Source organism: Paraburkholderia humisilvae (assembly GCF_902859855.1).
In the GTDB taxonomy this organism is placed as follows: Bacteria; Pseudomonadota; Gammaproteobacteria; order Burkholderiales; family Burkholderiaceae; genus Paraburkholderia; species Paraburkholderia humisilvae.
In genome coordinates, this window is record NZ_CADIKH010000002.1 from 330,930 (window position 1) to 342,879 (window position 11,950).

Genomic DNA, 11,950 nt, shown 5'->3' on the forward strand with positions numbered 1-11,950 from the left:
GGGCGGCGCGGGCGATACGATATGCTGCTAAAATGTTCGGTTTTTCAGCGATCCAGGTCGGATCACTATCTCAAAGGTACGCGCCGTGCTGTCCACAGCCAATATCACGATGCAATTCGGGCCGAAGCCTCTCTTCGAAAACATCTCGGTCAAATTCGGGGAAGGGAACCGCTATGGGTTGATTGGGGCGAACGGCTGCGGCAAGTCGACGTTCATGAAAATCCTCGGCGGCGACCTCGAATCGAGCTCGGGCAACGTGATGCTCGAACCGAATATCCGTCTGGGCAAGCTGCGTCAGGATCAGTTCGCGTACGAGGATGTACGCGTGCTCGATGTCGTGATGATGGGCCACACCGAGATGTGGGCCGCGATGACCGAGCGCGACGCGATCTACGCGAACCCGGAAGCGACCGACGACGACTACATGCACGCGGCCGAACTCGAAGCGAAGTTCGCCGAGTACGACGGCTATACCGCTGAAGCGCGCGCGGGCGAACTGCTGCTTGGCATCGGCATTGCGATCGACCTGCACAACGGCCTGATGAGCAACGTGGCGCCGGGCTGGAAGCTGCGCGTACTGCTCGCGCAGGCACTGTTCTCGAAGCCGGATGTGCTGCTGCTCGACGAGCCGACCAACAACCTCGACATCAACTCGATCCGCTGGCTGGAAGACGTGCTCAACGAGTACAACTCGACGATGATCATCATCTCGCACGACCGCCACTTCCTGAATCAGGTCTGCACGCATATGGCGGACATGGACTACGGCACGTTGAAAGTCTACCCGGGCAACTACGACGACTACATGCTCGCGAGCACGCAGGCGCGAGAACGCCAGCAGGCCGCGAATGCGAAGGCGAAGGAGCGCATTGCCGACCTGCAGGATTTCGTGCGGCGCTTTTCGGCGAACAAGTCGAAAGCCCGCCAGGCCACCAGCCGCCTGAAGCAGATCGACAAGATCAAGATCGAGGAATTCAAGCCGTCGTCGCGGCAAAACCCGTTTATCCGCTTCGAGTATGAGAAGAAGCTGCACACCATTGCGGTGGTCGCCGAGAACATGACGAAGCAGTATGACCGCACGATCTTCCGGAATTTCAGCATCAGCGTGCAGCCGGGCGAGCGCATCGCGATCATCGGCGAAAACGGCGCGGGCAAGACGACGCTGCTGCGCTCGCTGCTCGGCAAGCTGCAGCTCGATCACGGCACGGTGAAGTGGGCTGAGAATGCAAACATCGGTTACATGCCGCAGGACACGTACGAAGAGTTCCCGGACGACGTCACGCTGATGGACTGGATCGACACGTACCGCAAGGAAGGCGATGACGAACAGATGGTGCGCGGTACGCTCGGCCGGTTGCTGTTCAATGCGGACGACATCCGCAAGTCGGTGAAGGTGCTGTCGGGCGGCGAGAAGGGGCGCATGATCTGGGGCAAGCTGATGCTTGGCCGCCACAATGTGCTGCTGATGGACGAGCCGACAAACCATATGGACATGGAGTCGATCGAGTCGCTGCAGATCGCGCTGGACAAGTACGAAGGCACGCTGATCTTCGTGTCGCACGACCGCGAGTTCGTGAGCGGCCTCGCAAACCGGGTTATCGAAGTGAAGACCGACGGCACGCTGAATGACTTCGGCGGCAATTACGAAGACTTTTTGACGAGTCAGGGCGTCGCGTAACGGTTGCGCGACGCCTGATCATCTCCATCCTCATCCCGCGGGCCTTGCCCTGATGGTATAGGGGCAAGCGGCCGGATCACCCGCGTTGGTCACCCGGCAGCGATCCACAGCAGCCATTCCCGGCCAATGCGCACTATTTCTCAGGCGCCCGGTTCGTGGCCATGATGGTGCTCAGTTTTGTACCGCCAACGGCTTCGCAATCGACGGTTTTCGGTTCAGTCCACTTGACCGCGATACCCCGCACCACGGGCCTGACCATGCGCCATGGCCAGAAACCGAAGCGTTGCGAGCCGTCGTATTCGATGATCGCGTCCGCGCCGCGCATCTGCGCGTGCTCCGCCAATTTGGGCAGGATGTCGTTGACGCCGCCGTAGGAGCCTTTGCCTACCTTAAGTTTCTTGACGATCTTGTACTTCTGCCCGGCGGGCGGCAGATGCGCGAAGAAGCAAAAGTCGCCCAGTCCGGAGGGCAGTTCGATGGACTGACCAGCCGACTGACTACTGGGTGTTCCGGTGGATGCGCCGATGGGTGCGCCAGTTGACGTCAGATCCACGTCGGCGGCGTCGTCGTCGGCCGGTGCTTCGGCTGCCTGCGCCGTGGTGGCGGCTATGCCCGCGGCCAGCAGTGTCGCAATCAAGGTCAATCCATGGATCTTGTTCATCGTGAGGCCCCGTAACGGTCGAGCCGACGTTTCGCCGGCATTTTGTTGTGGCGTCGCATTGTAAGACGGCGCCCGACCAGTGGCTATCCGTCTGACCGAATTGTCCTGTGGAAGCGGAGCCCGGTCCTGATGCAGTGGGCCTTTCGTTTGCTCATTTAATCGTCAATGAGATGTGACGGGGGCGCGCATGCTGCGCGCGTCGAATGATTTCGACCCTACTGAGCCCGACTAAGCCCGACTGAGGCGAGGACCGCACCGGCATGAAGACCTACGAGCATCTGTACATCGACGGCAAATGGCTCACACCGTGCGGCACCGGCTCGATCGACGTGATCGATTCCGCGACCGCGCAGATCATGGGACGCATTCCCGAGGGCATTGAAGCCGATGCCGAAACCGCGATCATCGCGGCCCATGTCGCGTTCGAGTACAAGGCGATGCAACTCGCCGTCAACAAGCCCGCGTGAATAGCCAGCGCCGCGATGCTGCCGGTGTCCGACCTCACCGGTCGCGCAGCGCAAGCGCGTGCAGGTCGATTCCGCGCGCTTTGAGCCTGGTGCATGCTTCATTGCATCATGCGACCTCTCGTCGCAAGTCCACACGCATGTTTGCCACCGTTGACTATAGTCAATAGCGCAAGCGCGCCCGTGCCCGACAATCGTTTCGACCATCAACGGATCGAAACGACAACGGGGCAATGCAATGAAGTGGAAGAACAAAACCAGGACGGCGCTCAGGATATCGGGTGCCATGCTGGCCAGCGCGCTCGCACTCGCAACAAATCCTGCACGCGCGGCGGACACAACCAGTCATGTCGAGAGCGGCATCCACGCAGGCGACGTGCTGGTCCGCCTGCGCGGCATCAGCATCCTGCCGCAGGTGGGCACGAGCAGCACGCTGTCTGCGCTAAACGTGGGCGTGAACAACGCGATCGTGCCCGAACTCGACTTCACATACATGATTCGCGACAACATCGGTGTCGAGTTGATTCTCGCGACGTCGCGGCATCAGGTGACGTCGAACCTCGGCGCGCTGGGTGGCGTGAGCGTGCTGCCGCCGACCCTTCTGCTTCAATATCACTTCAACCACCAGGGCAAGATTCGCCCGTACGTCGGCGCGGGCATCAACTACACGTACTTCTACAATGACGGCCTGCAGGCCGGCGGTCAGTCGATCGCGGTGAGCCGCGGCAGTTTCGGCCCGGCGCTGCAGGCGGGCGTCGATGTGCAGGTCACGAAGACGCTGTTCGTCAACGCCGACATCAAGAAGATCTGGATGAGGACCGATGCGACACTCGGCGGCGCGCCGCTCGGCACGTTGCGTATCGACCCGCTGGTGGTTGGCGTGGGGGTGGGGATGAAATTCTGATGCAGCGTTCGGGACACGGGCCACGGCCCGCGCGCAGGGACTCAAAGCTTGTCGTATTTGAAGCGCATCGCAGTCCCTTCGCGTTCGATTCGCTCCCACACCGCGCGCTTTTCTTCGTCGGTCATAAAGACCCAGTTCGCGACTTCACCGGCAGTGCGGCCACAGCCCTTGCACACTTCGTCGAACAGCGTGGAACAGACGCCAATACACGGGCTGTCGGGGAGGTCGTGCAGATTCGAAGCCATCAAAAAGCCTTGCGCGGGAATGGGCAAACGCGCGGGAAAGATGCGGGAAGCGCGAGCGGTCCGTTATGGTAAACGAAAAGCCGGCCTGATTTGCGCGCACCCTACGCCTGCCGATGTGACCCAGTCGGCGCAAAAGATGAATGTGAAGCGCGTCGAAGTAAAGGAGGACGGTGTGAAGCGCAACTGCTATCTGACGATCGGCGGCAAGCGCAATCGATAAGCACCCGCTGCCGTCAGTGCCCAGCCGCGACCTGCCACACGAGCGCGCCATTGAGCGCGATGATGCCGGCCGTCGCCAACCACGCGAGCACGAGCGGCGCGCGTCTGACACGCCAGCCGCGCATGAGCCGCGTATCGGACGCGAAACGCACGAGCGGCACGACGGCGAGCGGCAATTGCAGGCTCAGCACCACCTGGCTGGCAACCAGCAACTGGTTCGAACCATGCGGGCCGAATAGTGCGACTGCGACGAGCGCCGGCCCGATCGCGAGCCCCCGCGTGAGCAGCGCGCGCTGCCAGCGCGGCATCTGCAACTGCAGAAAACCTTCCATCACGACCTGTCCCGCGAGCGTGCCGGTCACCGTCGCATTCATCCCGCATGCCAGCAACGCCGCTGCGAACAGAATCCCCGCCCAGTGCGTGCCGACGAGCGGCGCGATCAGCGCATGCGCATCGGCGAGATCGGTGACATCGCGATGTCCGTGTGCATGAAACACCGCGGCCGACACGATCAGCAGCGCCGCGTTGATCAGGAACGCGACCGACAGCGCGCTGAATGTGCCGACACTTACGCCGCGCAGCACGCGCGCGATCTCGGCGTCGTCGCAATCCGGCACGGAGTCCTTGACGAGCGCTGAATGCAGATAGAGGTTATGCGGCATCACGGTTGCGCCGAGAATGCCGGAGGCAAGCCACAGCATGCCGGCGTCGCGTACGATGCGCGGGTCCGGCACGGCGCCCGCCAGCGCTGCATGCCAGTCAGGCTGCGCGAGCGCAAGCTCGACGACGAAGCACATCCCGACGAACAGAATCAGCATCACGACGAACGCTTCGAGCGTGCGGTGCCCGTGCCGCTGCAACGCCAGCATCGCAAAGGTGCTGACCGCGGACATCAGCACGCCGACCGTGAGCGAGACGCCCAGCAGCATCTGCAACGCGACCGCGCTGCCGACGACTTCCGCGACGTCGCACGCGATGATCGCGATCTCGCTGGCAATCCACAACGCGAGTGCGGCGCGCCGGCTGTAGCGCTCGCGGCACAGCCGCGCGAGGTCACGCCCAGACACGACGCCCACGCGCGCCGCGACCCATTGCAGCAGCATCCCGGTGAGGCTCGCCAGCAGGACGACGCTGAGCAATTGATAGCCGTAGCTTGCGCCGCTCGCGAGCGCGGTGGCCCAATTGCCGGGATCCATATAGCCGACGGCGATGAGCGCGCCCGCGCCGATGAACGACAGTCCGCGCACAGGTCGCGGCGGCGCGCCGTCGGCCCGACGGCGGCGGCCGGGGCGCAACGCAAACGGATTCGTGTTCATCGTGGAGCCCTCGTCGGTCACGCACGGTACGAGGCAAACGTCATGCCCATGCGCGGCGGCACCGGCATCCGGCCGCTGGCGCCATGGCCGGGTGCGCGACGGCGCAGCAGGCTGGCAGCCGACGCGGTTAGCCGGCGAGGCCGCTCGCCGGTGGCGCTTCACGACCGCCGACACCCGCGGCGCCGCTCTGCGCACAGGTTTTATGACAGTCTATAGTGGCAACCGGGGTTCCGCTGCAGCCGGCAAGGCGTTGCTCAGGAGAGGCGATCGGCCGTCCGCCAGGGCCGCCTGTCGGGTCCGTTGGGCCTTTGCGAGACCAGCCGGGTTTGTTTGAGGTGGACATGCGCGGATAACCCGATAAAATTGCGCCCATTTTGTGAGTTGCCGCATGGGTCGCGCGAATCACGCGCCGACGTCGCTGGCTGTACCGTTTGCGCGACATCGAGGGATTTTTTTTGTGGCGCACAACGATTGGTGGTAGCTTTCGGGGTTTTCAGGGAAGTCGCGGACGTGAGAGGCACGAGCGCCGCGGCATAAGCGGGGTAGACGGTCGGCGTCGGCCGGCCAGGATCGGAGAACGGAATGAACAAACTGGTGTTGGGCCGGTTGGCTGCGGCGTTTCTGCTGTGCGCCGCACCCTGGTTGCCGGCAGCGGCAAAAGATACGCAATTGAATGTGTACAACTGGTCGGATTACATCGCCAAGGACACCATTCCGAACTTCACGAAACAGACCGGCATTCAGGTCAAATACGATAACTACGACAGCGACGACACGCTGCAGGCCAAACTCCTGACCGGCAACTCCGGCTACGACATCGTCGTGCCGACCAGCAATTACGCGGGCAAGCAGATCGCCGCCGGCATTTTCGCGCCGCTCGACAAATCGAAGTTGCCGAACCTCAAGTATCTCGACCCGTCGTTGATGGCGCTCGTCGCCGGCGCGGACCCGGGCAACCGGTACACGGTGCCCTGGGCATACGGCACGACGGGTCTCGGCTACAACGTGACGAAGGCACAACAGATTCTCGGCAAGAACGTCGAGCTCGACAACTGGGACATCCTGTTCAAGCCTGAGAACATTTCGAAATTGAAGGCGTGCGGCGTATCGGTGCTCGACGCGCCGGACCAGATGTTCGCGGCCGCGCTGCACTATATGGGCAAGGACCCGATGAGCACGAATCCGGCCGACTACCGGGCCGCGCTCGACATGATGAAGAAGATCCGCCCGTACATCACGCAGTTCAACTCGTCGGGCTATATCAATGACCTGGTCGGCGGCGACATCTGCTTCGCATACGGCTGGTCGGGCGACGTGGTGATCGCGAAGCACCGCGCGGTCGAGGCGAAGAAGCCGTACAAGATCGAATATTACATTCCGAAGGGTGGCGCGCCGGTCTGGTTCGACGTGATGGCGATTCCGAAGGACGCGAAGAACAAGGAAGCCGCGCTTGAGTGGATCAACTACATCGAGACGCCGCAGGTGCATGCGGCGATCACGAACGCGGTCTACTATCCGAGTGCGAACGCCGAGGCGCGCAAGTACGTGGACAAGGACGTCGCGAACGATCCGGCGGTCTATCCGCCAGCCGACGTGGTCAAGACATTGTTCCTTCTGAAGCCGCTGCCGCCTGAAATCCAGCGTCTGCAGACGCGGCTGTGGACGGAGTTCAAGTCTGGCCGGTAAGCGTGCTCTATCAGCGCCGCCACCGTGCGGGACCGCTTCATCCTTAAGCCCTCGGTGTTCACCGGGGGCTTTGTTCGTCAAATGCAGCAGGAAAGCAGCACATCATGAGCGATCAGTCTGGCGCGTCGGCGGGGGCCGGTGCGCTGCCTTCGGGCAATCCTGCCGCTGCGGATCAAGCAGCGGAAAACTTCGTGCAGATCGTCGACGTCGTCAAGAAATTCGGCGAGACGGCCGCGGTGAAGGGTGTGAATCTGTCGGTGAAAAAGGGCGAACTGTTCGCGCTGCTCGGCAGTTCCGGGTGTGGCAAGTCGACGCTGTTGCGCATGCTCGCCGGCCTTGAGACCGTGACATCGGGCAAGATACTGATCGACGGCGAAAATCTTGCGACGCTGCCGCCGTATCGGCGTCCGACCAACATGATGTTCCAGTCGTACGCGCTTTTTCCGCATATGACGGTGGAATCGAACGTCGCGTTCGGCCTCAAGCAGGAGGGCGTGCCAAAGGCCGAAATGCGCGAGCGTGTGAACGCAGCGCTCGAACTCGTTCAGATGAGCCGCTTTGCGAAGCGCAAGCCGCATCAGCTGTCGGGCGGCCAGCAGCAACGCGTTGCGCTTGCACGCAGCCTCGTCAAGCGGCCGAAGCTGCTGTTGCTCGACGAGCCGATGTCGGCGCTCGACAAGCAGATCCGCCAGCGCACGCAGATCGAACTCGTCAATATTCTCGACCAGGTGGGCGTCACCTGCATCATGGTCACGCATGATCAGGAAGAGGCGATGACGATGGCCGGGCGTCTCGCGGTGATGAGCGAAGGGCAGATCGTTCAGATCGGCACGCCGAACGAAGTGTATGAATATCCGAACACACGTTTTTCCGCGGAATTCATCGGCTCGACCAATTTATTCGACGGCAATGTGGTCGAGGACGAGCCTGATCATGTGTACATCGAAACGCCGGATCTGCCGGTGCGGCTGTATGTGAGCCACGGCATCACCGGGCCGCTCGGCATGCCGGTGACCATTTCTGTGCGGCCGGAGCGCATTGCGTTGACGCGCAAGCCGCCCGAGGGCGTGTTCAACTGGGGCAAGGGCACCGTGATGAACATCGCGTATATGGGCGGCTACTCGCTGTATCACGTGAAGCTCGACAGCGGCAAGACGGTGATCGCGAATGTGTCGAGCCTGGCGTTGTCGGAGATCGACACGCCGACCTGGGGCGATGAAGTGTATGTGCGCTGGAGTGCATCGGCCGGCGTGGTGCTGACGTCATGAGCAGGCTGCAATCAATCGCGACCTGGCCGGCGCGGCGCTTCCGGCTGACAGGAAAAACGGCGGTGGTGGCGGGGCCGTTTATCTGGCTGTTGCTGTTCTTTCTGGTGCCGTTTCTGCTGGTGGTCAAGATCAGCTTCGCGGACCAGCAACTGGGCATTCCGCCTTACACGCAGTTGACGTCGTTCAAGGACGGCGTCCTCAATATTGCGCTCGACTTTTCGCACTACGCGTTTCTGTTCCAGGACAGCCTGTATGTCGCGACGTATCTGAATTCGCTGCTGGTCGCGGCGGTGACGACGCTGATCTGCCTGCTGATCGGTTACCCGATGGCGTACTACATCGCGCGCTCGAATCCGTCGACCCGCAATATCCTGATGATGATGGTGATGTTGCCGTTCTGGACGTCGTTTCTGATTCGTGTCTATGCGTGGATTGGCATTCTGAAGAACAACGGCCTGCTTAACAATTTCCTGATGTCGATCGGCTTGATTCATACGCCGATCGAGCTGTATCACACGAATGCGGGTGTCTATATCGGCATGGTGTATTCGTACCTGCCGTTTCTTGTGATGCCGCTGTATGCGCACCTCGTGAAGATGGACCTGACCTTGCTCGAGGCGGCGTACGACCTCGGGGCGAAGCCGTGGAAGGCGTTCTGGCAGATCACGTTGCCGTTGTCGAGGAACGGGATTATCGCGGGCTGCATGCTGGTGTTTATTCCGGCGGTTGGCGAGTACGTGATCCCGGAACTGCTCGGTGGCGCGAACACGCTGATGATCGGCCGTGTGATGTGGAATGAGTTCTTCGACAACGCGGACTGGCCGATGGCGTCCGCGGTGACCTGCGCGATGGTGTTGCTGTTGCTGGTGCCGATGGCTTTGTTCCAGCATTCGCAGGCGAAAGCGCTGGAGGAAGAACGCGGATGAAGCCGAATCGTTGGTTGAGGATGCTCGCATTGGGGATCGGGTTTCTGTTTCTGTATATCCCGATCATCAGTCTCGTTGTGTATTCGTTCAATGAGTCGCAACTGGTGACGGTGTGGACCCGGTTCTCGACGCGGTGGTATGCGGCGTTGCGTCAGGACGATGAACTGATGTCGGCGGCCTGGTTGTCGCTGCAGGTCGCACTGTTGACTGCGTTTGCGTCGGTGGTGATCGGCACATGGGCGGGGTTCGTGCTCGCAAGGATGGGGCGGTTTCGGGGGTTCACGCTCTATACCGGGATGATCAATGCGCCGCTGGTGATTCCGGAGGTGATTCAGGGCATTTCGCTGCTATTGCTGTTCGTCGAACTGGGGCAGTGGCTCGGATGGCCGGCAGGGCGCGGGATTGTCACGATCTGGATCGGGCATGTGATGCTTTGTATGTCGTACGTCGCGATTATTGTGCAGTCGCGCGTTCGCGATTTGCATCCGGCGCTGGAAGAGGCGGCGCTTGATCTGGGGGCTACGCCGATTCGGGTGTTCTTTTCGGTGACGTTGCCGCTGATTTCACAGGCTTTGATCGCCGGGTGGTTGCTGTCCTTTACGCTTTCTTTCGATGATGTCGTACTGTCGGCGTTCCTGTCCGGGCCTGGGTCGACGACCTTGCCGCTGGTGGTGTTGTCGCGCGTGCGGCTGGGGTTGAATCCGGAGATGAATGCGCTCGCGACGCTGTTTATTGCGGTCGTTTCGGTTGGCGTTGTCGCTGCGAACGTGTTTATGCAGCGCGCTGAGAAGAAAAGAATGGAGATGGCGGTTTAAGGGGCTCGGGGGGGGGCGCCCATGGGGTGGGTTTTTGCGAGCTCACCATGCCCGTCGACGACGCGCCGTGATAGGCGCGCCGCCGGCATTCGCATACGGTAAGGCATCGCCGAAGCGGGCCGTAGGGGAAGGGTGAAGGCACTACACCCGATCGCTGTATGCCTTCAGGGTCCATTCGTTATCGGTCGGACGCCTGCGCATGCCGAGCAGCGCGTCAAGGCCCGGAATGGGACGCGGATCGTTCAGGAAAAGATACGGCATGGTCTCGCCCTTGCTGAGCCGTCGCGTCGCGTCGGCCCGGTAGGCATTGAACGGCCATACGGACCAGTAGCCATCCTGCGGGCAGACTTCGCCAGCGCGTACCGTCGTGCCCAGCGGTAAGCGCTCAGCCTTCGCGCGTTTGTCGGGTGCAAGAGGAAGTCCCGTCGCCGGGTCGAGGTTTTTCTCGCGGGCGAGCCGCTCGACCAGTGGGTCGTCGGGTTTCTGCGGTGGCGGTGCGGCGTCCTGTTCCTTCTGCCACTGGAATGTGCCGTCCCAGGGCGGCAGCTTCGCGGGCGGCAGTGGCACGATCTGGTCGATATCCGGCACTTTGGGATTGCGACCATCGTTGTCGTCGATGAACTCGCCGATCAGTTTGTAGCGGCGTGATCGTTCGGCATCTCTAGCGAGCCCGAGGTAGTAGAGCTCGTCAGAGGGATCCGTGTCGAATCCATGCTGCAAAGCGAATGCTGATTGCGTGTCACCGGCCTCTACGCCTTTTTGAAATGCAGCAACGGCATCGGAATAGAGTTTGTCCGTCGAGAGGTCTATGCCCAAGTAGTTTGCAGCTTTACCGTCTCCCTGATCCGTTGCACACCGAATCATCTGCCGGGAAATCTCCGGAGCCTTGTCCCGAGGGGAAAGCAGGTCACCGACATAGAATTGCGCCTCGGGGCTGCCGAGGTCCGCAGCCTTGCGGAAATAACGAAGCGCCTTCTCCTCGTCCCGCTTCACGCCATAGCCGAGTTCGAGGTAATGGCCCATGTCGTAGTAGCCGCCCGGAATGCCAGCCGCGATTAACTGTTGTGCGAGATCGATGGTTTCGTTCGGTGCATCGGGCGATGGCGCAAGCCCGGTTGAAACCAGCTGCTGAAGATTATTGTTGGCCTTGTAATGTCCGTGCGCCGCTGCGATCCGGTAGTAGCGTGCCACCGCGCTGTAGTCCTTGGGTCCGTCTTTCTTCTCCAGATAACGGCCGTATCTGAACAGCTGGTCGGCATCCGGATTGGGCGGCGGCAGATGGTCGGCCTCGTGGGCGCAGGTAAACGCAAGATTCGCGCGCGCGGCGCTCCAATCGGCTTGGGAAGGCACGGCGTTCTCCTTGTTCGAACAGGCGCCTGCGAGTAGCGCAAGTGCCACGATGAGGGTGGTTTGGGTCATGGTTCAGTCGTCCGTGCTGCGCCTGCCGGACATGTATGAAAAGGCAATAAGTGAGGCGATGGGCGCCAGTCCACCTTTCTGTCTTTCCGCATTCTTGTTAGCGATATATGTCCATGCTTTAAACGCTGTGTCCGGGTTATCCGACGCTCCATCCTTGAACACCTTCGTATGCAGCTCCCACAACCGCCTACGCAACGGCTGCGTCACCGCCATATTTTCATGGCAGATATTCAGCTCACTATCCACCGCCATACTGCGCAGATTGATGTTTGCCGAACCCAGGGTCATGAATACGTCATCGACGATCATCAGCTTGGTATGCACGTAAACGTAGTCCCACTTTCCAGGC

At 61.3% G+C, this 11,950-nt stretch carries 12 protein-coding genes and 1 pseudogene; 8 read left to right on the forward strand and 5 right to left on the reverse strand.

Translation table 11 applies throughout. The features are described 5' to 3' along the window. Positions 1-85 precede the first annotated feature (85 nt). The gene (locus HV796_RS03180) at positions 86-1,678 is read left to right on the forward strand and encodes an ABC-F family ATPase (RefSeq protein ID WP_175224995.1); all 1,593 of its coding nucleotides are present in this window, start codon (positions 86-88) and stop codon (positions 1,676-1,678) included. A gap of 133 nt (positions 1,679-1,811) precedes the next feature. Here HV796_RS03180 and HV796_RS03185 read toward each other — a convergent pair whose 3' ends face one another. After that, positions 1,812-2,339 carry a hypothetical protein gene (locus tag HV796_RS03185; RefSeq protein ID WP_175224996.1) on the reverse strand — a complete coding sequence of 176 codons (528 nt, stop codon included), beginning with the start codon at positions 2,337-2,339 and terminating at the stop codon, positions 1,812-1,814. Between the two features lie 260 nt (positions 2,340-2,599). Between HV796_RS03185 and HV796_RS03190 the strand changes: the two are divergent. Further along, a pseudogene (locus HV796_RS03190) lies at positions 2,600-2,767 on the forward strand (aldehyde dehydrogenase family protein); the annotation flags it as partial. Positions 2,768-3,041: 274 nt separating this feature from the next. Then, entirely contained in the window at positions 3,042-3,707 is a 666-nt protein-coding gene (locus tag HV796_RS03195) for an OmpW/AlkL family protein (protein ID WP_175224997.1), read from the forward strand. 41 nt (positions 3,708-3,748) lie between these two features. Here the strand turns inward: HV796_RS03195 and HV796_RS03200 are convergent, their stop codons facing one another. Further along, positions 3,749-3,952 carry a DUF1289 domain-containing protein gene (locus HV796_RS03200; RefSeq protein WP_175224998.1) on the reverse strand — a complete coding sequence of 68 codons (204 nt, stop codon included), beginning with the start codon at positions 3,950-3,952 and terminating at the stop codon, positions 3,749-3,751. Positions 3,953-3,971: 19 nt separating this feature from the next. On the opposite strand from HV796_RS03200, the gene HV796_RS03205 reads away from it, so the two are divergent. Next, positions 3,972-4,172: a hypothetical protein gene (locus tag HV796_RS03205; protein WP_175224999.1), complete on the forward strand. Its 201-nt coding sequence runs from the start codon at positions 3,972-3,974 to the stop codon at positions 4,170-4,172. 13 nt (positions 4,173-4,185) lie between these two features. Here the strand turns inward: HV796_RS03205 and HV796_RS03210 are convergent, their stop codons facing one another. Next, positions 4,186-5,487, reverse strand: coding sequence for an Nramp family divalent metal transporter (locus tag HV796_RS03210; protein ID WP_175225000.1), 1,302 nt, complete (start codon positions 5,485-5,487; stop codon positions 4,186-4,188). A 582-nt stretch (positions 5,488-6,069) separates the two neighbouring features. Between HV796_RS03210 and HV796_RS03215 the strand changes: the two genes are divergently transcribed. From HV796_RS03215 to HV796_RS03230, 4 genes are all read left to right on the forward strand, one after another. Further along, positions 6,070-7,173, forward strand: coding sequence for a polyamine ABC transporter substrate-binding protein (locus HV796_RS03215; protein ID WP_246355653.1), 1,104 nt, complete (start codon positions 6,070-6,072; stop codon positions 7,171-7,173). 104 nt (positions 7,174-7,277) lie between these two features. After that, on the forward strand, positions 7,278-8,441 hold the full coding sequence (locus HV796_RS03220) for an ABC transporter ATP-binding protein (protein WP_175225001.1): 1,164 nt from the start codon (positions 7,278-7,280) through the stop codon (positions 8,439-8,441). Continuing rightward, entirely contained in the window at positions 8,438-9,367 is a 930-nt protein-coding gene (locus tag HV796_RS03225) for an ABC transporter permease subunit (protein ID WP_175225002.1), read from the forward strand. Before HV796_RS03220 ends, HV796_RS03225 begins: the two co-directional genes overlap by 4 nt. Next, positions 9,364-10,182, forward strand: coding sequence for an ABC transporter permease subunit (locus HV796_RS03230; protein WP_175225003.1), 819 nt, complete (start codon positions 9,364-9,366; stop codon positions 10,180-10,182). The genes HV796_RS03225 and HV796_RS03230 overlap by 4 nt, the downstream gene beginning before the upstream one ends. Before the next feature lie 141 nt (positions 10,183-10,323). Here HV796_RS03230 and HV796_RS03235 read toward each other — a convergent pair whose 3' ends face one another. Next, entirely contained in the window at positions 10,324-11,601 is a 1,278-nt protein-coding gene (locus HV796_RS03235; protein WP_175225004.1) for an SEL1-like repeat protein, read from the reverse strand. A 3-nt stretch (positions 11,602-11,604) separates the two neighbouring features. Next, the coding region (locus tag HV796_RS03240) for a phospholipase D-like domain-containing protein (RefSeq protein ID WP_246355654.1) at positions 11,605-11,950 on the reverse strand (346 nt) is incomplete at its 5' end.

Bases quoted from the DNA above. Each gene is read 5' to 3' on its own strand.
- HV796_RS03185 (WP_175224996.1), bottom strand. From the start codon at position 2,339: ATGAACAAGATCCATGGATTGACCTTGATTGCGACACTGCTGGCCGCG.
- HV796_RS03200 (WP_175224998.1), bottom strand. From the start codon at position 3,952: ATGGCTTCGAATCTGCACGACCTCCCCGACAGCCCGTGTATTGGCGTC.
- HV796_RS03195 (WP_175224997.1), top strand. From the start codon at position 3,042: ATGAAGTGGAAGAACAAAACCAGGACGGCGCTCAGGATATCGGGTGCC.
- HV796_RS03230 (WP_175225003.1), top strand. From the start codon at position 9,364: ATGAAGCCGAATCGTTGGTTGAGGATGCTCGCATTGGGGATCGGGTTT.
- HV796_RS03220 (WP_175225001.1), top strand. From the start codon at position 7,278: ATGAGCGATCAGTCTGGCGCGTCGGCGGGGGCCGGTGCGCTGCCTTCG.
- HV796_RS03235 (WP_175225004.1), bottom strand. From the start codon at position 11,601: ATGACCCAAACCACCCTCATCGTGGCACTTGCGCTACTCGCAGGCGCC.
- HV796_RS03215 (WP_246355653.1), top strand. From the start codon at position 6,070: ATGAACAAACTGGTGTTGGGCCGGTTGGCTGCGGCGTTTCTGCTGTGC.
- HV796_RS03225 (WP_175225002.1), top strand. From the start codon at position 8,438: ATGAGCAGGCTGCAATCAATCGCGACCTGGCCGGCGCGGCGCTTCCGG.
- HV796_RS03210 (WP_175225000.1), bottom strand. From the start codon at position 5,487: ATGAACACGAATCCGTTTGCGTTGCGCCCCGGCCGCCGCCGTCGGGCC.
- HV796_RS03205 (WP_175224999.1), top strand. From the start codon at position 3,972: ATGGGCAAACGCGCGGGAAAGATGCGGGAAGCGCGAGCGGTCCGTTAT.